This window comes from Streptococcus sp. SG1, assembly GCF_030439935.1.
Lineage (GTDB): Bacteria > Bacillota > Bacilli > Lactobacillales > Streptococcaceae > Streptococcus > Streptococcus gordonii.
In genome coordinates this window covers 23,248-44,706 of record NZ_JAQFJC010000001.1, presented here as the reverse complement: position 1 = coordinate 44,706, position 21,459 = coordinate 23,248, and the positions used below count along the sequence as shown (strand labels likewise).

Here is a 21,459-nt window from a genome sequence, read left to right as displayed (position 1 = left end):
ATGAAAAAATAAAGGAGTAACTAATGTCTAAAAAATTGACTTTTCAAGAAATTATCTTGACTTTACAGCAGTTCTGGAATGATCAGGGTTGTATGCTTATGCAGGCTTATGATAATGAGAAGGGGGCGGGAACGATGAGTCCCTATACCTTCCTGCGAGCTATTGGGCCAGAGCCGTGGAATGCGGCCTATGTAGAGCCGTCTCGCCGGCCAGCAGATGGGCGCTATGGGGAAAATCCTAACCGTCTTTACCAGCACCATCAATTTCAAGTGGTTATGAAGCCTTCCCCAAGCAATATCCAAGAACTTTATTTGCAGTCTTTGGAGCTCTTGGGCATCAATCCGCTGGAGCACGACATTCGCTTTGTTGAGGATAACTGGGAAAATCCATCAACTGGATCAGCCGGTCTGGGCTGGGAAGTTTGGCTGGATGGTATGGAAATCACTCAGTTCACTTACTTCCAGCAGGTTGGAGGGCTACCAACTCACCCGGTGACCGCTGAGGTGACTTATGGTCTGGAGCGTCTGGCTTCTTATATCCAAGAAGTGGACTCAGTCTACGACATTGAGTGGGCTGATGGCGTTAAGTATGGTGAAATTTTCACTCATCCTGAGTACGAGCATTCCAAGTACAGCTTTGAGGTCAGTGACCAAGACTTGCTCTTGGGGAATTTTGAGAGGTTTGAAGCGGAAGCTAAGCGCTGTCTGGACGAACATCTGGTGCACCCAGCCTATGACTATGTTCTCAAATGCTCGCATACTTTTAACCTCTTGGATGCGCGTGGAGCTGTATCCGTGACAGAGCGGGCTGGCTATATCGCCCGTATTCGTAATCTGGCGCGTGTTGTGGCTAAGACCTTTGTGGCTGAGCGCAAGCGTCTGGGTTATCCGCTTTTGGATGCAGAGACTCGCGAGAAACTCTTGGCAGAGGAGGGAGAATAATCATGGTAAAAAATTTATTAGTTGAATTAGGCTTGGAGGAAATGCCAGCCTATGTCGTGACACCGAGCATGAAGCAGTTGCGCGACAAGATGGGAGCCTTCCTGACAGACCATCGTCTGACCTTTGAGAAAATTGAAATGTTCTCTACGCCTCGTCGTCTGGCAGTGCGCGTGGTTGGCTTGGCGAACAAGCAGTCTGATTTGACCGAAGATTTCAAAGGCCCTTCTAAGAAAATTGCACTGGATGCTGATGGGAACTTTACCAAGGCTGCCGAAGGCTTTGTCCGTGGCAAGGGCTTGACGGTTGAGGACATTACTTTCCGTGAAATCAAGGGGGAGGAATACGTCTATGTGACCAAGGAAGAGATCGGTCGCCCGGTAGAGGAGATCATTCCAGCAGTGACGGAAGTTCTGCAAGCTTTGACCTTCCCTGTCAGCATGCACTGGGCCAACAACACCTTTGAATACATCCGTCCGGTCCACACCTTAACTGTACTCTTAGATGAGCAGGCCTTTGACTTGGATTTCTTGGACATCAAGAGCGGTCGTACTAGCCGAGGACACCGTTTCTTAGGTCAAGAAATGGAGATTGCTTCAGCAGATTCCTATGAAGATGACCTACGGGCTCAGTTTGTCATTGCTAGTCCTCTTGAACGGGGAGATATGATTGTCGAGCAGATTCGAGCACTGGAAGAGGAGCACGGGGTTTTTATCGAAATTGACGAAGACCTGCTCAATGAAGTGTTGAATCTGGTAGAATATCCAACTGCTTTCTTGGGTAATTTTGATGCCAAATACTTAGAGGTGCCAGAGGAAGTCTTGGTCACTTCTATGAAAGAGCACCAGCGTTACTTTGTTGTGCGCGATGCTGAAGGCAAACTTTTGCCGCACTTCATTTCTGTCCGTAACGGAAATGCAGAGCATTTGGAAAATGTCATCAAGGGAAATGAAAAAGTCTTGGTGGCTCGTCTGGAAGATGGGGAATTCTTCTGGCGGGAAGACCAAAAGTTGGCTATTGCCGACTTGGTTGAAAAGCTGAGCAATGTGACCTTCCACGAAAAGATTGGCTCTCTGGCAGAGCACATGGAGCGGACTGGCAAGATTGCTGCTCTCTTGGCGCAAGAAGCAGGATTGGATGCGGATGAAACAGCCGACTTGGCTCGTGCAGCGGCTATTTATAAGTTTGACCTGCTGACTGGCATGGTTGGTGAGTTTGATGAGCTGCAAGGTATCATGGGTGAAAAGTATGCTCTTCTGGCTGGTGAGAATGCTGCAGTGGCAGCTGCTATTCGGGAGCACTATATGCCGACATCAGCTGATGGTGAATTGCCTGACACCAAGGTCGGAGCGGTATTGGCTCTGGCTGATAAGCTGGATACCATTCTGTCCTTCTTCTCAGTTGGCTTGATTCCAAGCGGATCTAATGATCCTTATGCGCTGCGCCGTGCGACTCAGGGTGTTGTGCGTATCTTGGACAAGTTTGGCTGGAACATTGACTTGGCTCAGCTGGTTAGCCGACTTTACGAACTCAAGTTTGATAGTCTAAGTTATGACAATCAAGAGGCGGTGCTGGACTTCTTCCGTGCCCGAGTTGAGAAAATGATGGATCGCGGCATTCCAAAAGACATCGTGACAGCTGTTCTTCAAAGCACTCACTTCGTCGTACGCGATTTAGTAGAAACTGCTGCGCTTTTAGCAGAAAAAGCTCAGGAAGACAACTTTAAGTCAGCAGTCGAAAGCCTATCTCGGGTCTTCAATCTAGCTGAGAAATCCCAAGGGCAGACCGCTGTCAATCCAGCACTTTTTGAAAATCAAGAGGAAAAAGACTTGGCAGCGGCCATTGAAAAAGTCGAGCTGACATCTGACTTAGCTGCCAATTTGGACCAACTCTTTGCCCTCAGTCCAGTTATCGACGCTTTCTTTGACCATACCATGGTCATGGCAGAAGATGAGACTGTGCGTAACAATCGCTTAGCTCTCCTAGCGTCTTTGACAGCCAAGGCAGGACAAATGGCGCAGTTTAATCAGATTAATACCAAATAAAAGGTAAGAGAGAGGTAGAATCATGGATCCTAAAAAAATTGCCCGTATTAATGAACTGGCTAAAAAGAAAAAAACGGAAGGCTTAACTGCTGAGGAAAAAGTGGAACAAGCCAAGCTTCGTGAAGAGTATATCGAGGGCTACCGTCGCTCTGTTCGCCATCACATCGAAGGTATCAAGATTGTCGATGAAGATGGCAATGATGTGACGCCTGAGAAGTTGCGTCAAGTTCAGCGCGAGAAAGGTCTTCATGGCCGCAGTCTAGATGATCCAAATTCATAAAAAAATAGTTGACATTTCAGTGCATAAGCTGAAATGCCAACTATTTTATTTTTTCTTCCTTTTTAAGAGTTTATAGCTGATGTAGAGAATGGCGACGCAAGTGAAGGTTAGAATCCAAAAAAGAACTGGATCTGTTGTGGTCCTCAGAAAGAAGAGGCAGACTAGAAAAACAGCAAATAGTAGAATTAAGATAGTATTTCTATAAGATTGAAGGTTCATTCTTCTTCCTCCCTTTTTTGTGCTTGACGAATCTTTCCTTTGGAAATAAAATGCATAATCAGTCCAAATCCAAGACCAGCAGCTAATCCGGCTATAATAAGTTTAGGCTGAAGCAAAACTTGTAGGATATCTTTCTTTTCCATGACAGCTATCATGATGCTAAAGAGAGGATAGAAGAGCAGCCAATAAGAGAAGCCTGCTTTGAGACCAGCATGTTTCATAGCTTTTTCTTCTTTTTCATCCTGAAGTCCTAGCTCTAGATTATCAATTCCTTTGCGCCGTGCTTGAATGACTATATAGACACAGAAGCCGAGGATAAGGATTTCCAGCAGGATAGGATAGGTAACAGCAATAATTATAGGCCATCGAAAAGCCAGTGGAAAGACGATGGCATTGCCAAAAATCAGAATAAAGAAAAGCCAAATAAATCCTATATTTCCTAGATGCTCAGCCTGTTGGCGTTTTTGCTCGTCCAAAGGTCCAGTAATGCCATAAAATCGTTTGATCATCTTGTCTGAGAATGTTTCTTTTTTCATGTTTGCTTCCTTTCTTTAGGTATGAAATTGCTGCAAGGAAAAATTCTTAGTCGTCAGAATCTTCATCTGTCAGCTGGGGATCCCAAAAGAGGGCGTTGAGGTCAGTATCTAGCGTTTTTGCTAGATTGATGCAGAGCTCCAAGGTTGGATTGTATTTGTTGTTTTCAATCATATTGATAGTTTGCCGTGATACCCCGATGGACTTGGCCAACTCTAGCTGAGACATCTTTTTTTCTTTTCGAAATTCTTTGACACGATTCATTACACCCTTCCTTTCTATTTTTTATCACCAGTCAAATGTCGTGTATATTTGACTTTTAAAATAGTATAATCCTTTTTGGAGATTATGTCAAGTATATGCGACAAAAGCTTAGGATTATTTTTCCTGGTCCTACTTTTTCTTTAAAATTTTTTTTTGCTTTTGATTATGGTATAATAGATAAGATATGACAAATGAATTTCATCATGTAACCGTTCTTCTTCATGAAACTATTGATTATTTAGATGTTAAACCTGATGGGGTGTATGTTGATGCGACCTTAGGTGGGGCAGGCCATAGTGAATATTTACTAAGTAAGTTAAGTCCCAAGGGGCATCTCTATGCTTTTGATCAAGATGCGACAGCTATTGAACATGCCAAAAAACGTTTAGCACCATACATCGAAAAAGGCATGGTTACTTTTGTGCAGGATAATTTCCGCCATCTCAAACTACAGTTAGAAAAACTTGGTGTAGATGAGATTGATGGCATTTGTTATGATTTAGGGGTTTCAAGTCCCCAATTAGATGAGCGAGAACGTGGTTTTTCTTATAAACAAGATGCACCATTGGATATGCGTATGAATCGTCATGCGGATTTTAGCGCTTATCAAGTAGTTAATGACTATGATTATCATGATTTAGTGCGTATTTTCTTTAAATACGGTGAAGATAAATTTTCAAAGCAAATTGCTCGTAAAATTGAGCAAGCTAGGCAGATCAAGCCGATTGAAACGACGACAGAGCTTGCAGAGATTATCAAATCTGCCAAGCCAGCCAAGGAATTAAAGAAAAAAGGGCATCCAGCCAAGCAGATTTTTCAAGCCATTCGGATTGAGGTCAATGATGAGCTAGGAGCAGCTGATGAGTCTATTCAGCAAGCAATTGATTTATTGGCGGTAGATGGTCGGATTTCAGTCATCACCTTTCATTCTTTGGAAGATCGCTTGACCAAGCAACTTTTTAAAGAGGCTTCGACAGTAGACGTGCCAAAGGGCTTGCCTTTTATTCCAGATGACTTGAAACCTAAACTGGAATTAATCAGTCGCAAGCCAATTTTGCCGAGTGCAGAAGAGCTTGAGCTGAATAATCGAGCACATTCAGCCAAATTGCGCGTGGCGAAAAAAGTACACAAGTGAGGGAATAAATGCCAAATAACAGCCAAGAAACGAGAGGACAGCAGCTCCAATCACGGATTAAAAAGTTCACTCGTATCGAGAAAGCATTTTATGCTTCGATTATCTTGACAGCGATTATTATTGCCGTTAGTGTTGTCTTTATGCAAACAAAACTCTTGCAAGTTCAGCATGATTTGACGGACTTAAATGTCCAAGTCAGCACTAAGCAGGTTGAAATTAATAACGCCAAGCAAGAGATTAATGATTTAACTCGTAAGGAAAGACTGTCTGGCCTGGCCAGCTCTCAGGAAATGACCTTGCAAAATGCAATCGTAAAAACGGCGGAATAAAGCATGAAGAATAAGATTTTAAGGTATGCTTTAAAAAATCGAAAAACAGCTAATATGAATCGAAAACAAGTGGGGAAAAATCTGAGTATCCTGACTGTTTTTCTTTTCTTTGTTTTTTTGATTAACTTTGCTATCTTGATTGGGTCTGGTCGAAAATTTGGAGTAGACCTGGTGGCGGAGGCTAAAAAAGTTTACCAGATTAAAAAAACAGTACAGGCCAAGCGGGGAACGATTTATGATCGTAACGGCAATGCCATTGCAGAAGATTCAACGACTTATAATCTCTATGCCATTATTGATAAAAAGTATAAATCAGCTACAGGTGAGATTCTCTATGTAGAGCCTTCTCAGTATGAGACAGTGGCTCAAATTCTACACGATAAGTTAGACATTGAGACCGATTATGCCAAGAGCCAACTATCACAGAAAAAATTGACTCAGGTCTATTTTGGTGCCAAAGGAAATAATATTCCTTATGCAACGATGACAGATATTAAGAAGTCTATGGAAGATGCTGGCGTTAAAGGAATCAGTTTTGATACCAGCCCTAGCCGAAGCTATCCAAATGAAACCTTTGCTTCTCAGTTTGTCGGTATTGCCCAATTGGAAGAAAATGAAGATGGATCTAAGAGTCTGCGTGGTTCAACAGGTTTGGAATATTCCTTGGATAAAATCTTGGCTGGACGGGATGGCCTAGTGACCTATGAGCGCGATAAAAATGGAAATATTGTGCCTGGTTCGGACCAAGTCTCTGTGGCCACAGAAAATGGTAAAGATGTTTATACGACTATTTCTAGCCATCTACAAAGCTATCTAGAGACAAGAATGGATATCTTCCAGGAAAAGGTCAAAGGGAAATTTGTGTCTGCAACACTGGTTAGTGCCAAGACAGGTGAAGTTTTGGCAACAACTCAGCGCCCAAGTTTTAATGCAGATACCAAGGAAGGTCTGTCTAAAGACTTCAATTGGTCAACCTTGCTTTATCAAAGCCCTTATGAGCCTGGATCAACTATGAAAGTATTTACCTTGGCTAGTGCTATCGATAATCATACTTTCCCTGCCAATGAAACCTACTTTAATGACGAGTTTCAAATCGAGGATACAACCATCAAAGACTGGGGAGTCAATATGGGGCTCTCAACTGGTCAGACCTTGACTTATGCTCAAGGATTTGCCTATTCAAGTAATATCGGTATGGCCCGTCTGGAGAAAAAGATGGGAGATGATAAGTGGCGTGATTATTTAGATAAATTCAAGTTTGGTGTTCGTACGCGGTTTGGTATGATGGGTGAAGACGTCGGCAATCTTCCGGATAAAAACGTCGTTACAACTGCAATGAGTTCCTTTGGTCAAGGGATTAACGTAACGCAAGTTCAAATGCTACGTGGTTTTACTGCAATTGCTAACGACGGTGTCATGTTGGAACCTAAATTTATCAGTGCAATTTATGATTCAGCGACTAATAGTGCTAGAAAAAGCTCGAGAGAAATTGTTGGAAACCCCGTTTCGAAGACAGCAGCTCAAGAGACTCGTAAGTATATGATCACTGTTGGGACAGATCCAAATTTTGGTACCTTACAGACAAATGGAGTGCCGGTCATTCAGGTTCCAGGTCAAGATGTAGCGGTCAAGTCTGGTACGGCCCAGATTGCGGCAGAAGCTAAGGATGGGGGCGGATACTTAGAAGGCGAATACATCTATTCGGTAGTTGCTATGACGCCGGCTGAAGATCCTGATTTCATCATGTATGTGACAGTGAAGCAGCCTGAGGAGAAGTTCTATCCAGATTTATGGAAGGAAGTAGTTAATCCTCTTTTGGAAGAAGCGGTTGCCATGAAGGATACGCTAAGCCTAACTACTCCGACTCCTGTTTTGGATAATATCATTACCGAAACCAAGTACACCATGCCTAAAACAAAAGAAAAGGGCAAAGATAAATCACCAGGTTCTTATGCTGAAGAGCTACGTCGTAATTTGGTTCAGCCGATTATCCTTGGTACAGGAAGTAGTATCACTAAATTATCTGTTGAAGCAGGTAAGAATGTTGCTTCTAACCAGCAAGTCCTTCTTCTAACAGATGAGCTGGATGACATGCCAGACATGTACGGTTGGACCAAAGAGAACGCATCAACCTTTGCCAAATGGTTAGATATAAAGGTTACCTACAAAGGTGAAGGTTCGAAGGTTGTTGGACAGAGCGTAAAAGCCAATACCTCAATCAAGAACCTCAAAGAAATAACAATAACACTAGGAGAGTAAGATGCTTACAGCTATAATTGCAGGAATTACTACTTTGATTTTAACAATTATTGGGATACCTGCCTTTATTCGTTTTTATCAAAAAGCCCGCATTTCCGGGCAACAAATGCACGAAGATGTCAAACAGCACCAGGCCAAAGCTGGAACACCCACTATGGGAGGGACTGTTTTCCTCTTGGCTTCGATTGTGGCGAGTTTTGTCATTGCATTATTTTCAGGAAATCTTTCTAGCAGCGTTACAACGATTTTGTTTATTCTGTTCTTGTACGGTTTAGTTGGCTTTTTAGATGATTTCTTAAAAGTTTTCCGCCGAATCAACGAGGGACTGAATCCTAAACAAAAACTATTCTTGCAGCTGGTGGGCGGCGTGGTTTTCTATCTCTTTTTTGAACGCCATGGCGGCGGGGACATGCTGAACGTTTTCGGTTTTCCACTGGAATTAGGTTTTCTTTATATTTTCTTTGTTCTCTTTTGGTTGGTTGGCTTTTCAAATGCAGTCAACCTAACTGATGGAATTGATGGTCTTGCAAGCATTTCCGTCGTGATCAGCTTGGGAGCTTATGCAGTTATTGCTTTAGAACAAAAACGTTTTGACCTTCTGATTGTGATCTTTAGTATGATTGGTGGCCTGCTTGGCTTCTTCGGATTTAACCATAAACCTGCTAAGATCTTTATGGGAGACGTAGGTAGTCTGGCTCTAGGAGGTATGCTGGCGGCTCTCTCTATTGCCCTCCATCAAGAATGGACCCTGCTTTTGATTGGGATTGTCTATGTATTTGAAACAGCTTCAGTCATGCTACAAGTTACTTACTTTAAGATGACAGGAGGCAAACGAATCTTCCGTATGACTCCAGTTCACCATCATTTTGAACTTGGTGGTTTTTCTGGCCGTGGTAAAGCTTGGAGTGAATGGAAGGTGGATTTTCTCTTCTGGGGAATAGGCCTTGTTGCAAGTTTGATTACTCTAGCGATTTTGTATTTGTAAGAAAAAGGAGAACGATTGTTCTCCTTCTTTTTATATAAATGGCTAAAAATCCATAATTTCTGTTATAATAGATAGGACGAATAAGTATAAGAGGAAAAAATGAAATTTACAGAATTTACTTTTAAAAATTATATTCAGGAGGCTTTAGAGGATCTGAAGTTTGTTGAAGCAACAGAGGTACAGGAGAAGTTGATTCCAGTTGTTTTGTCTGGGCGCGACCTTGTCGGTGAATCAAAGACAGGTTCTGGGAAGACCCATACTTTTCTGCTACCGATTTTTCAAAAGCTGAATGAAGATGAGGAACACGTACAAGTTGTGATTACGGCACCAAGCCGCGAGTTAGCCACCCAGATCTATCAAGCAACTCGACAGATTGCTTCTTTTTCTGATAAAGAAATTCGTGTTGCTAACTATGTAGGAGGGACTGACAAGACCCGCCAAATTGATAAACTTGAATTTAGCCAACCTCATATTGTTATCGGGACACCAGGCCGAATCTATGATTTGGTCAAGTCAGGAGATTTAGGCATTCATAAGGCCAAGACCTTTGTTGTGGATGAGGCGGATATGACACTAGATATGGGTTTCTTGGAAACAGTGGATAAAATCGCCTCAAGCTTGCCAAAAGATTTGCAATTTTTGGTATTCTCAGCGACTATTCCGCAGAAGCTACAGCCTTTCTTGAAGAAATATCTGTCCAATCCGGTCATGGAGCAAATCAGGACTAAAACGGTTATTTCTGATACAATCGAAAATTGGCTGGTCTCAACAAAGGGGCGTGATAAAAATGCTCAGATTTATGAAATCAGCAGAATTTTACAGCCTTATTTGGCTATGATTTTTGTCAATACTAAGACACGAGCAGATGAGCTACATAGTTACTTACTTGCTCAAGGCTTGAAAGTGGCTAAGATTCACGGTGATATTGCACCACGTGAGCGCAAGCGGATTATGAATCAAGTAAAAAATCTTGATTTTGAATATATTGTTGCGACTGACCTAGCAGCAAGGGGAATTGATATTGAGGGGGTCAGTCATGTCATCAATGATGCTATTCCGCAGGACCTGTCTTTCTTTGTCCATCGAGTGGGAAGAACAGGACGCAATGGACTTCCTGGTACGGCCATTACGCTTTATCAGCCAAGTGATGACTCTGATATTCGTGAATTAGAGAAACTGGGCATCAAGTTCATTCCTAAGATGATAAAGAACGGTGAATTCCAGGATACATATGACCGAGATCGTCGGGCCAACCGTGAAAAGTCTTATGAGAAGCTTGATACAGAAATGATTGGTTTGGTTAAAAAGAAAAAGAAGAAAATCAAACCTGGCTATAAGAAAAAAATTCAGTGGGCTGTCAATGAAAAACGTCGTAAGACCAAGAGGGCTGAAAATCGTGCTCGAGGTCGTGCAGAACGCAAGGCCAAGCGCCAAAGCTTCTAGTCATAAAATTTTCTTATACCCTTGATAAATAATTTATACTGTTCGATATAAAAATGGTGTGATAGACTAGAGTATACTGGTCTATCTTTTTTCTTGTGTTATTCAGATACAGTAAACCGAGTAAAAGAGCATAGACCTTCTTAAATGAGAATGATGAAAGGATTGAATGATGAACGCAAGTTTAGTTATATTAGCTTCTAACTGGTATCAGGAATTAATGAAGTCCATTCCAGATGGCCAAAATTTTAGTTTAAGATCTGTTTTTGATGCCCTGCCAAGAATTATTGAAAAATTACCAACAACTTTATTTTTAACCCTGGGCGGCGCCCTATTTGGTTTGGTTTTGGCTCTGATATTTGCTATTGTCAAAATCAACCGTGTCAAAGTTCTGTACCCTATTCAGGCTTTGTTTGTCAGTTTTTTAAGGGGGACACCTATCTTAGTCCAATTGATGCTTACATACTATGGGATTCCTATAGCTCTAAAGGTTATTAATCAACGTTTTGGAACGGCCTTTAATATCAATGCAATCCCAGCCTCAATCTTTGCTGTTGTTGCTTTTGCTTTTAATGAGGCAGCTTATGCTAGTGAAACTATCCGGGCAGCAATCCTTTCTGTTAGTGAAGGAGAAATTGAAGCTGCTAGAAGTCTGGGAATGACCAATGCCCAAGTATACCGTCGTGTGATTATTCCTAATGCAGCAGTGGTAGCTACACCAACCCTGATCAACTCCTTAATTGGTTTGACCAAAGGAACTTCACTGGCCTTTAGTGCTGGAGTGGTAGAAGTATTTGCCCAAGCCCAGATTTTAGGTGGTTCGGATTACCGTTATTTTGAGCGCTTCATCTCTGTCGCTCTAGTCTATTGGGTTGTCAATATTATGATTGAGCAATTTGGTCGCTTTATCGAAAGAAAAATGGCCATTCAAACGCCGGCTGCAATTGATTCAGCAATTCAAGCGAAAGGAGATATCCTTTAATGATTCACATTTTTAACCTCAGTAAATCTTTCTCTGGTCAGGCAGTATTGGATAATCTTAGTTTGGATATCCAAAAAGGAGAGGTTATTGCCTTGATTGGTTCCTCCGGAGCTGGTAAATCAACCTTTCTTCGTAGTCTGAATTACTTGGAAACTCCAGACAGCGGTATCATTGAGATTGATGACTTTAGGGTTGATTTTTCCCAAATTACTCAGGAGGAAGTCTTAACACTTCGTCGAAAATTAGCCATGGTTTTCCAGCAGTTTAATCTATTTGAAAGACGGACTGCTCTGGAAAACGTAAAAGAAGGCCTGCTCGTTGTCAAGAAACTATCGGATGAAGAAGCTACTAAAATAGCTAAAGAAGAATTGGCCAAGGTAGGTTTATCAGATCGAGAAAATCATTATCCCCGTCATTTATCAGGTGGTCAAAAACAACGGGTAGCTTTGGCAAGGGCTCTGGCCATGAAGCCTGATGTTCTCCTGCTAGATGAGCCTACATCTGCTCTGGATCCTGAACTTGTTGGTGAAGTAGAAAAATCCATTGCTGATGCTGCAAGATCTGGTCAAACAATGATTTTGGTTAGTCATGATATGTCCTTTGTTTCACAGGTTGCTGACAAGGTTCTCTTTTTAGATAAGGGGCATATTATTGAAGGTGGTAAGCCTGATGAGATTATGAATAATCCGAAAGAAGAACGGACGAAAGAGTTTTTTGCTAGTTACAAACGAACCTATATTTGATATAATGGAGAAAAGATAACTCGGTTGGTTTTACCAGCTGAGTTTGTTTTGAGCAAAATAAGCATGACTTATTGGACATAAATAGACCAAAACATAGGAGATTAAATGTTAAAGCAAATTTTTTCTCTCTATATAGAGAGTCTTCTTTTGACAACAGCCCTAATCGGCGGTTTGTCAGGGATTTTAATTTTAGCTAGAATGGCTAGTCGCAAGGATAAGACAGCAAAGGCACGACAGGCGCATTTGTTTGATGTACTTTTGATTGATATTATGACTATCCCTATTTTATCTTTTGCGGTTATGGGCATTCTCTTAGTGCTGAAAGCATAATGCTTGCAAAAGTTTTTTATTGGCGTTAGAATAATTATTATTACAACAAAAGAAGGTGGAGTCATGTACGATACAATTATTATTGGAGCAGGTCCTGCAGGAATGACAGCGGCACTTTATGCTGCAAGAAGTAACCTCAAAGTTGCCTTGTTGGAAGCTGGTATTCCAGGCGGGCAAATGAATAATACAGCAGATGTTGAAAATTATCCTGGCTATGCCCTAATTAGCGGTCCAGAATTGGCTGAAAAGATGTTTGAGCCATTGGAAAATCTCGGAGTAGAGCATATCTTTGGTCATGTTCAAAGAATTGAAGATCAGGGTGATTTTAAAAAAGTTATCACAGAAGACGAAGTTTATGAAAGTAAGACTGTTATTATTGCAACAGGAGCCTTTCACCGTCAGCTCAATGTGCCAGGTGAGGCTGAATTTAATAGCCGGGGTGTTTCATACTGTGCAGTTTGTGATGGAGCTTTTTTCCGTGATGAAGACTTACTAGTTGTCGGTGGAGGTGACTCAGCAGTTGAGGAAGCCATTTTCTTGACCCAGTTTGCTAAAAGTGTGACCATTGTTCACCGTCGTGATCAATTACGCGCACAAAAGGTTTTGCAAGATCGTGCCTTTGCTAATGAAAAAATTAGTTTTGTCTGGGATTCAGTCGTTGAAGCTATTCATGGTAACGAGCGTAAGGTGACTGGAGTAACCTTTAAAAATATTAAGACAGGTGAAACTAGCCAAGCAGATTTTGGTGGTATCTTCATTTATGTTGGTTTGGATCCAGTTAGTGAGTTTGTAGCTGATTTGGGTATAAGAGATGAATCAGGTTGGATTGTGACAGATGACCATATGAAGACCTCAGTAGCTGGTATCTACGCAATCGGAGATGTCCGTCAAAAAGACTTACGCCAGATTACGACAGCAGTAGGTGATGGAGCGATTGCGGGTCAAGAAGCTTATAAATATATCTCTGAAAATGAATAAAACCGAAAACCTTGTTAGTCATAAACTAACAAGGTTTTTTGATTTGTTGAAGCTTTTGAGGCATAATTGTGGAGTGGTTTATTAGAAATTAAATAGCTATTAGCTAAATTGGAGAAAGAATGATTTTAATTTTCTAATTGCCGGACTATTTCCCTATAACCTCTTAATTGTAAATTTATGATATAATAAGTAAAATCCATGCAGTTTATAAAGGAGAAAATATGTTTCCAGATGATAGTTTAACCTTACATACAGACTTGTATCAAATCAATATGATGCAGGTTTATTTCAATCAGAATATCCATAACAAACGTGCAGTCTTTGAAGTTTTTTTCCGTAAGAATCCTTTTAATAACGGCTACGCTGTCTTTGCGGGCTTAGAAAGAATTATTTCCTATCTCAATAATCTGACGTTCAGCCAGAGTGATTTAGACTATCTTGAGTCCTTGGGTTATCATGGAGACTTCTTAGATTACTTGCGGAATTTAAAGATGAGCCTTAGTGTACGGTCGGCTCAGGAAGGGGACTTAGTTTTTGCCAATGAGCCAATTGTGCAAGTGGAAGGTCCTCTGGCTCAGTGTCAGCTTGTGGAGACCGCTCTGCTCAATATCGTTAATTTTCAGACCCTGATTGCCACTAAGGCAGCCCGTATCCGTTCTGTTATCGAAGATGAGCCCCTGATGGAGTTTGGAACTCGCCGTGCTCAAGAAATGGATGCAGCTATCTGGGGAACTCGGGCTGCGGTGATTGGCGGAGCTAACGGTACCAGCAATGTCCGGGCTGGCAAGCTCTTTGATATCCCTGTCTTAGGAACGCATGCTCATGCCCTCGTTCAAGTTTACGGCAATGATTACGATGCCTTTAAAGCTTACGCTGAGACTCATCATAACTGTGTTTTCCTAGTAGATACCTACGATACATTGCGTTTGGGTGTTCCGGCAGCTATTCGGGTGGCGCGTGAGCTAGGAGACAAGATTAAGTTTCTGGGCGTCCGCATTGATTCGGGAGACCTTGCTTATATTTCTAAGAAAGTTCGGCAGCAATTAGATGAAGCTGGCTTCCCTGATGCTAAGATTTATGCGTCCAATGATCTGGATGAAAATACCATTCTCAACTTGAAAATGCAAAAGGCTAAGATAGATGTCTGGGGCGTGGGAACCAAGCTTATTACAGCCTACGACCAGCCGGCTTTAGGGGCGGTTTATAAGATTGTTGCTATTGAAGATGAGACTGGAGAATTGCGCAATACTATCAAGCTGTCCAATAATGCCGAAAAAGTTTCTACCCCAGGTAAGAAGCAAGTTTGGCGCATTACCAGTCGGGAAAAAGGGAAGTCTGAGGGAGATTACATTACCTATGACGGCATTGATGTCAATGGCTTGGAAGAGTTAGAAATGTTCCATCCTACCTACACATACATTAATAAGACGGTTAAGGATTTTGATGCAGTACCGCTTTTGGTGGATATTTTCCAAGAGGGAAATCTTGTTTATGAAAAGCGGAGCCTGACTGAAATTCAAGCCTATGCCCGTAAGGAATTTGATAAACTTTGGGACGAGTACAAGCGGGTTCTTAATCCACAGGATTATCCAGTTGACCTGGCTCGAGATATTTGGCAAGATAAGATGGTTTTGATTGACCAGATGCGCAAGAAAGCCTACCAGACAGGAGCAGAAAAATGAGTCTACAAGAAGAAATCATCGCTCAACTGGGTGTCAAACCAATCATTGACCCGGAGGAAGAAATCCGCAAGTCGGTGGACTTTCTCAAGGCCTATCTGAGAAAGCACCCTTTTTTGAAAAGTTATGTTTTGGGAATTTCTGGTGGTCAGGATTCAACCTTGGCTGGTCGCTTGGCTCAGCTGGCTGTAGAGGAAATGCGGGCTGAAACTAGAGATGATAGCTATCGCTTTATCGCAGTTCGTTTGCCTTACGGTGTTCAGGCAGATGAAGATGATGCGCAAAAGGCTCTGGCTTTTATCCAGCCTGATGTCAGTCTGACAGTCAATATCAAGGAATCTGCTGATGCCATGACAAAGGCTGTGGAGGCAACGGGGGCCAAAGTCTCTGATTTTAACAAGGGTAATATCAAGGCTCGCAGCCGTATGATTGCCCAGTATGCTTTGGCTGGTTCATACAGTGGGGCTGTTATTGGGACCGATCACGCAGCAGAAAATGTCACCGCCTTTTTCACCAAGTTTGGGGATGGCGGAGCAGATATCTTACCACTTTACCGCCTCAATAAACGTCAAGGCAAGCAGCTTTTGGCCACTTTAGGAGCTGATCCGGCTCTCTATGAAAAGGTGCCGACGGCTGATTTGGAAGAGGAAAAACCTGGGATTGCAGATGAAGTCGCTCTAGGCGTGACTTATAATGAAATTGACGATTATCTCGAAGGCAAGTCCGTTTCAGCCCACGCCCAAGAAACTATCGAGTCTTGGTGGCATAAAGGTCAGCATAAACGCCATTTGCCAATTACGATTTTTGACGAATTTTGGAAGTGAAAATCTCTATCGTAACTTTTTAGTCCGAGCCAAGAAACGAGAAAACGATGAAAAAGATAGGTACACAGTCTATTGAAACCAAACGTCTTTTGCTAAGACCTTTTCTGGAATCAGATGCTCAAGCTATGTATGACAACTGGGCTTCTCGTCCAGATAATTTACTGCATGTGACCTGGGATGCTCACGAGAGTCCTGAAGTCACCCAACAGTCTATTGCTCGCTGGGTTGAGAATTATCAAAACATGGATTTTTACAAGTGGGCCATCTGCCTGAAGGAAAATCCTGAACAAGTGCTTGGTGATATCAGTGTGGTTGATAGAGATGATACGGTCAATGATTGCGAGGTCGGTTACATTTTAAGTAAAGACTATTGGGGGCAGGGGCTGATGACAGAAGCTTTGAAAGCTGTTTTGAACTATCTCTTGCAAGACGCAGACTTCAATCGTGTCACAGCAAGATTTGTAACAGCCAATCCAGCTTCGGGGCGTGTTATGGCTAAGGCTGGCATGAGCTACGAAGGTACTTTCCGTCAGGCTGTATTGCATAAAGGACAAGTCAAAGATTTTTCCGTCTATGGCATCCTAAAATCTGATTTAGAAAAAGGCTAGGACTCTTTTGTCTAGCCTTTTTACTTGCACTCCTTTTTTAAAGTTCTATAATAGATGTATAATGACAAGGAGGATTCTATGCATTCGTTAGAACAAAATTTTACAGATAAGCTGTATGCTGCTTATGAGGCCAATCCCAAGTTTGCAGCGATGGAAAATGCAATCAGTCACAATGGCCTTTTGGCTTCCTTAGAGAAGCGAAGCGCCGCTGTGGAAAATACACCTATCTTTTCACTGGATCTTACTAAGGACAAGGTCAGTGACCAGAAAGCTTCAGGACGCTGTTGGATGTTTGCAGCTCTTAATACCTTCCGCCACAAGATGATTGCTGGTTTCCAACTGGAAGATTTTGAGCTATCTCAGGCTCACACTTTCTTTTGGGATAAATATGAGAAATCCAACTGGTTCTTAGAGCAGGTGCTGGCGACAGCTGACCAAGAATTGACCAGCCTCAAGGTTAAGTTTCTCTTAGATACTCCCCAGCAGGATGGCGGTCAATGGGATATGGTCGTGGCGCTTTTTGAGAAATACGGCGTCGTGCCTAAGTCGGTCTATCCAGAGTCTATCTCATCCAGCAATAGCCGTGAGCTCAATCAGATTCTTAATAAACTCCTGCGACAAGATGCACAGATTTTGCGAGAATTAGCAGCGAAAGGGGCAGAATCAGCCGAACTTCAGGCTAAGAAAGAAGAACTTCTCCAGGAAGTCTTTAACTTCCTAGCTATGAATTTAGGTTTACCGCCTCGCCAATTCGACTTCTCTTATCGCGATAAAGATAACAATTTTCATAGTGAGAGCGGATTGACACCACAAGTTTTCTTCAAAAAATATGTTGATCTCAAATTAGACGATTATGTCTCTATCATCAATGCGCCAACTGCAGACAAGCCTTATGGTAAGTCCTATACAGTTGAGATGCTGGGTAATGTCGTTGGTAGCAAGCCAGTTCGTTATTTGAATGTTGAAATGGACAGGCTAAAAGAGCTGGCTATCGCCCAAATGCAAGCTGGCGAGACCGTGTGGTTTGGTTCTGATGTTGGACAGTCTAGCAATCGTAAAGCGGGTATTATGGCTGACGGCATGTATGACTTCACTTCTAGTATGGATATCCAGTTGACTCAAGACAAGGCAGGACGTTTGGACTATAGCGAAAGTCTGATGACCCATGCAATGGTTTTGACAGGGGTGGACTTGGATGAAAATGGAAAAGCCAAGAAATGGAAGGTCGAAAACTCTTGGGGCGAAAAGGTTGGTAACAAGGGTTACTTTGTAGCCTCTGACTCTTGGATGGATGAATATACCTACCAGATCGTAGTGCGCAAAGAATTTTTGACTGAAGCGGAATTAGCTGCTTATGAAGCAGAGCCTATTGTCTTGGCTCCGTGGGATCCAATGGGAGCCTTAGCCCTATAAAAGAATATTTATGAAGAAGGTCCTTATAGCTATATAAGGCCTTTTCTAAATAAAAAAACTCTATCTTCTCATATGAGAGAAGATAGAGTTTTTATGTTGATCTTCCAAACATTAGCGCTGACCGTTATTAGTTTGCGGTTTGCTTTCTTGAGGATTAGAAGTAGAGGATGAACTTGATTCGGAAGTAGTAGAAGATTCCGAACTACTTGAAGAAGACTCTTCCTCAGAAGAAGATGATTCTTCTGAAGTTGAGGAAGGTTGGATATAGTATCGATATGGATTAGATCCGTTTAGGTATAGATAGTAACCAACTCGATAAACCCCATTTGGTTGCTCCCAGTCTTCGTTTCCATTGGTATTCAAGAAAGTCATCATAGACCGATAGACATCAGTTGCAACCTTGACCCCATCATCAAGAACTGGTGTAAAGCGGTTTGAATAACCAGTCCATACAGCCATTGAATACTGAGGGGTGTAACCGACGAAGAGCTCATCTGGAGTTACAATACTAGAGCCGTAATAAGGTTTTGTAAGTTTGGTTAATTCATCGTCTGCATAGTTAGAAGTACCAGTTTTCCCAGCCTGATAGACACCAGAAATTGCTGCATTTGTACCTGTTCCGGATGTCAAAACAGTCTTCATCATATCTGTCATCATGTAGGCGGTTGTTTCTTTCATGGCTCTTGAACCTTCATTAGAGAAGACTTTTTCAGTACCATCGCTAAAGACAATTCTATTGACATATTGAGGTTTGTAGTAGGTTCCTCCATTAGCAAAAGCTGCATAGGCCGCAGCCATCTTCTCACTGCTTGCGCCATATTCGTTTCCAGATTTGTTGGTATTACTTGAAATGGCATTTGAATAGTGCATTTCTGGATAGTTGATACCAATCTTATTCAAGAACTTAAGGGATTGTTTGAGGCCAACAGCTTCCAAAGTTTTAACTGCTGGGACGTTCCGTGATTCTTGGATGGCATATTGCATGGTTATATTACCATAGTAGCGCATATCCCAGTTGTAGACAGGAGTGCTAGAGCCAGGGAAATTATAAGGAGCATCTGCAATAGTTGCAGATGTTGCACTATAGACCCCATCTTCGATAGCTGGTGCATAATCTGTGATAGGTTTCATAGTTGAACCCCAGTCCCGATTGGTTTCAACGGCTTGGTTCGTACCAAATGAAACATTAGTGGACTGTTTACGAGCTCCAAGTTGGGCAATGACTTTACCGTTTGTTACATCCATAACTGTGGAAGCGACTTGAAGTTCATCGTCTGGGTAGTTAACATAGGTATCGGAGTTATAGATCTCCCACAGTTGCTTTTGAGCGTCAGTATTGACATTGGTGTAGACTTCCATACCAGTAGTCAGCAAGTTATAGCCTGTTTCTTTTTCGACCTGCTCGATAACTTGTTTTAAATAGTTATCCATATAAGCTGGATAAGACGCAGAGTTCTTCAAGCTTTGCAAACCGTCAGTAACAGGAGTATTGATAGCTTGTTCATACTGTTCAGCAGTGATGTATTTCAGTTGGTACATCTCAGATAAAACCAAGTTACGACGTTGAAGTGCTGCTTCTGGTTGAGAGTATGGATCATATTGGTTTGGAGCTTGGGGCATTCCGGCAAGCAAGGCTAATTGAGGCAAGCTTAGGTCTTTTAAGTCCTTACCATAAAAACTTTGTGCTGCGGTCTGCATCCCATAGTTCCCATTAGACATGTAAACCTTATTGACATAATAGGTCAGAATTTGTTGCTTTGTAGCTGTTCTTTCTAGTTGGAAAGCCAACCAAGCTTCCTGAGCTTTACGTGAGACTGTCTGGTCTGCTTTAGAGGTAGAGAAATATGTTAGTTTAATCAACTGTTGGGTCAAGGTAGAACCACCCTGAAGCCCATTCGACCTCCTAAGAATATTATTAAAGATAGAGCCGATGATCCGAATGGAGTCAACTCCACGGTGATTGAAGAAACGATGGTCTTCAATAGCAACAATAGCATTGACCAAATCAGTTGGAATTTGATCAGTGGTAACATTTACGCGCTTTTCAGATCCCAAATCTGCGATAAGGTTATTTTGGCTATCATAAATTTTGCTGGAAGTAGTAGCAACGAGCTTGCTTTCTGATAATTCAGGGGCCTTGCTCACATAGTAGAAGAAGAGACAACTTCCTAGCAGAAGTCCCAAAAGAAAGAGTGAGATAAGGCCGCTTGCAACCCATTTTAGGGCTGTCATTAAGGTTTGTTTATTCATTAGAGTGACCACCTAGTAAATTTTTTGAGATAATATCAAGATAAGGTATGCTGGGAAGGATGTTTTGTTCAATGAGATAACCATGTTTCTGAATATAATCCAGGGGCATGGATTTCCCACCCTTATCAATCTTATAAAACTCAATTAAGTAGGGAGCAGGAAGGAGGTAGGTTTCCTTCAGACTAGAAAAGTGAAGTAAGACAAAGCAAATCCCGCCTTGATTGAGCACTTGATCCATATGTTCAATCTGGTGTGCATGAAAATTTTTCATAGGCATAGATTGCTTTTGCCGCGTTTCCTTGGCTTCAAAATCAATGTAATGCCCACGGTAAACTCCCGAGTAGTCCGTAGTAGATGCTTGGCGAAAGTAGGCCTCGACAATCTTGGCACGGCTTCGCTTAGGATAATCAACTTTGACAATTTGCACGGGTGTAGGCTTTTTATGAATAACAGCTAATCCACGACTAAGGTAATAATCATTGGTGTCGTTAATCATTTTTTCAAAAGTCATTCCCCGATTAGCGAAATCGACAGTCTCTTTTTTCACTTTTTTTATGTTATTTTTAGATGTAAGCTTATGCGGATAGTTGACCATAAAACTCCTTATTGGTACAATAACATCACTCTATTATACCATAAATCATTGTAAAAGGATAAAAAATGGTCAGTGTACTTGTTGTAGGCTATAAAGCCTTTGATTTAGGAATCTTTGGAGACAAGGATCAACGCTTGAAAATTATCAAAGCAGCTATTCGTAGGGATTTAATTTATCTCTTAGAAAATGGCATGAAATGGCTGGTTTTCACAGGAAATTTGGGCTTTGAGGTCTGGGTTCTGGAAGTTGCTAAGGAATTACAGGAAGAATATAATTTCCAATTGGCGACGATTTTTATTTTTGAAAACCAAGGTGAAAATTGGAATGAGGTTAACCAAGAAAAATTGGCTAACTTTAAAAATGTTGATTTTATCAAATATGCTTATCCAAGCTATGAAAATCCAAGTCAGTTTCGGACTTATAATCAATTTTTGTTAGAGAGCACAGACGGAGCTTATCTATTTTACGATGAAGAAAATGAGACAAAGCTCAAGTATCTTTACCGAATGATGAAGGAAAATGAACAATATCATATCAAAAAATTAACATTTGATGACTTAAATGAGCTGGCGGAAAATTTTTCTGAAATTTAAAGTTTATACCTTGATTTTTCTCTTCCTTTTCGTATA

Annotated in this window: 21 protein-coding genes; 17 read left to right on the top strand and 4 right to left on the bottom strand. The window is 41.7% G+C overall.

Annotation, left to right across the window (positions count from 1 at the left end; genetic code table 11):
* Window positions 1-23 precede the first annotated feature (23 nt).
* From glyQ to PCY06_RS00210, 3 genes are read left to right on the top strand one after another with little or no spacing between them, the layout of a single operon-like run.
* A complete protein-coding gene (gene glyQ / locus PCY06_RS00220; protein WP_008808562.1) occupies window positions 24-941 on the top strand; it encodes a glycine--tRNA ligase subunit alpha in 918 nt (305 codons plus the stop codon).
* A gap of 2 nt (window positions 942-943) precedes the next feature.
* On the top strand, window positions 944-2,983 hold the full coding sequence (gene glyS, locus PCY06_RS00215; RefSeq protein WP_082307144.1) for a glycine--tRNA ligase subunit beta: 2,040 nt from the start codon (window positions 944-946) through the stop codon (window positions 2,981-2,983).
* Window positions 2,984-3,005: 22 nt separating this feature from the next.
* On the top strand, window positions 3,006-3,263 hold the full coding sequence (locus PCY06_RS00210) for a DUF896 family protein (RefSeq protein WP_008808564.1): 258 nt from the start codon (window positions 3,006-3,008) through the stop codon (window positions 3,261-3,263).
* Window positions 3,264-3,478: 215 nt separating this feature from the next.
* Here the strand turns inward: PCY06_RS00210 and PCY06_RS00205 are convergent, their stop codons facing one another.
* Both PCY06_RS00205 and PCY06_RS00200 read right to left on the bottom strand, forming a co-directional pair.
* Window positions 3,479-4,018: a DUF3278 domain-containing protein gene (locus PCY06_RS00205; protein ID WP_082307143.1), complete on the bottom strand. Its 540-nt coding sequence runs from the start codon at window positions 4,016-4,018 to the stop codon at window positions 3,479-3,481.
* A 46-nt stretch (window positions 4,019-4,064) separates the two neighbouring features.
* Window positions 4,065-4,280, bottom strand: a complete 216-nt coding sequence (locus PCY06_RS00200) for a helix-turn-helix transcriptional regulator (protein WP_012000068.1) — start codon at window positions 4,278-4,280, stop codon at window positions 4,065-4,067.
* 184 nt (window positions 4,281-4,464) lie between these two features.
* Between PCY06_RS00200 and rsmH the strand changes: the two genes are divergently transcribed.
* The 13 genes from rsmH to pepC all read left to right on the top strand — a co-directional run bounded on the left by rsmH (window position 4,465) and on the right by pepC (window position 17,985).
* The gene (gene rsmH / locus PCY06_RS00195; protein WP_012000069.1) at window positions 4,465-5,415 is read left to right on the top strand and encodes a 16S rRNA (cytosine(1402)-N(4))-methyltransferase RsmH; all 951 of its coding nucleotides are present in this window, start codon (window positions 4,465-4,467) and stop codon (window positions 5,413-5,415) included.
* 8 nt (window positions 5,416-5,423) lie between these two features.
* A complete protein-coding gene (ftsL, locus tag PCY06_RS00190) occupies window positions 5,424-5,744 on the top strand; it encodes a cell division protein FtsL (protein WP_012000070.1) in 321 nt (106 codons plus the stop codon).
* 3 nt (window positions 5,745-5,747) lie between these two features.
* Window positions 5,748-8,003: a penicillin-binding protein PBP2X gene (gene pbp2X / locus PCY06_RS00185; RefSeq protein WP_082307142.1), complete on the top strand. Its 2,256-nt coding sequence runs from the start codon at window positions 5,748-5,750 to the stop codon at window positions 8,001-8,003.
* Between the two features lies 1 nt (window position 8,004).
* Complete coding sequence (gene mraY / locus PCY06_RS00180) at window positions 8,005-8,988, top strand: phospho-N-acetylmuramoyl-pentapeptide-transferase (RefSeq protein ID WP_045634202.1); 984 nt, start codon at window positions 8,005-8,007, stop codon at window positions 8,986-8,988.
* 99 nt (window positions 8,989-9,087) lie between these two features.
* Window positions 9,088-10,431: a DEAD/DEAH box helicase gene (locus tag PCY06_RS00175; RefSeq protein ID WP_105165073.1), complete on the top strand. Its 1,344-nt coding sequence runs from the start codon at window positions 9,088-9,090 to the stop codon at window positions 10,429-10,431.
* 169 nt (window positions 10,432-10,600) lie between these two features.
* Window positions 10,601-11,410, top strand: coding sequence for an amino acid ABC transporter permease (locus PCY06_RS00170; RefSeq protein WP_008808572.1), 810 nt, complete (start codon window positions 10,601-10,603; stop codon window positions 11,408-11,410).
* Complete coding sequence (locus PCY06_RS00165; RefSeq protein WP_061596066.1) at window positions 11,410-12,153, top strand: amino acid ABC transporter ATP-binding protein; 744 nt, start codon at window positions 11,410-11,412, stop codon at window positions 12,151-12,153. Before PCY06_RS00170 ends, PCY06_RS00165 begins: the two co-directional genes overlap by 1 nt.
* Window positions 12,154-12,258: 105 nt before the next feature.
* Window positions 12,259-12,483 (top strand): DUF4059 family protein, encoded by a 225-nt coding sequence (locus tag PCY06_RS00160; RefSeq protein ID WP_045772959.1) that lies wholly within the window; start codon window positions 12,259-12,261, stop codon window positions 12,481-12,483.
* Between the two features lie 63 nt (window positions 12,484-12,546).
* A complete protein-coding gene (trxB, locus tag PCY06_RS00155; protein WP_082307141.1) occupies window positions 12,547-13,461 on the top strand; it encodes a thioredoxin-disulfide reductase in 915 nt (304 codons plus the stop codon).
* A gap of 221 nt (window positions 13,462-13,682) precedes the next feature.
* The gene (locus PCY06_RS00150; RefSeq protein WP_082307140.1) at window positions 13,683-15,143 is read left to right on the top strand and encodes a nicotinate phosphoribosyltransferase; all 1,461 of its coding nucleotides are present in this window, start codon (window positions 13,683-13,685) and stop codon (window positions 15,141-15,143) included.
* Window positions 15,140-15,964: an ammonia-dependent NAD(+) synthetase gene (gene nadE / locus PCY06_RS00145; protein WP_082307139.1), complete on the top strand. Its 825-nt coding sequence runs from the start codon at window positions 15,140-15,142 to the stop codon at window positions 15,962-15,964. The genes PCY06_RS00150 and nadE overlap by 4 nt, the downstream gene beginning before the upstream one ends.
* Before the next feature lie 47 nt (window positions 15,965-16,011).
* Complete coding sequence (locus tag PCY06_RS00140) at window positions 16,012-16,572, top strand: GNAT family N-acetyltransferase (protein ID WP_049553156.1); 561 nt, start codon at window positions 16,012-16,014, stop codon at window positions 16,570-16,572.
* Between the two features lie 78 nt (window positions 16,573-16,650).
* Entirely contained in the window at window positions 16,651-17,985 is a 1,335-nt protein-coding gene (gene pepC, locus PCY06_RS00135; protein ID WP_082307138.1) for an aminopeptidase C, read from the top strand.
* A 111-nt stretch (window positions 17,986-18,096) separates the two neighbouring features.
* Here pepC and pbp1a read toward each other — a convergent pair whose 3' ends face one another.
* Window positions 18,097-20,235 carry a penicillin-binding protein PBP1A gene (pbp1a, locus tag PCY06_RS00130; RefSeq protein WP_082307137.1) on the bottom strand — a complete coding sequence of 713 codons (2,139 nt, stop codon included), beginning with the start codon at window positions 20,233-20,235 and terminating at the stop codon, window positions 18,097-18,099.
* On the bottom strand, window positions 20,228-20,830 hold the full coding sequence (recU, locus tag PCY06_RS00125) for a Holliday junction resolvase RecU (protein WP_045505953.1): 603 nt from the start codon (window positions 20,828-20,830) through the stop codon (window positions 20,228-20,230). Before recU ends, pbp1a begins: the two co-directional genes overlap by 8 nt.
* A gap of 65 nt (window positions 20,831-20,895) precedes the next feature.
* On the opposite strand from recU, the gene PCY06_RS00120 reads away from it, so the two are divergent.
* A complete protein-coding gene (locus PCY06_RS00120) occupies window positions 20,896-21,423 on the top strand; it encodes a DUF1273 domain-containing protein (RefSeq protein ID WP_060970916.1) in 528 nt (175 codons plus the stop codon).
* The last annotated feature ends 36 nt before the right edge of the window (window positions 21,424-21,459 follow it).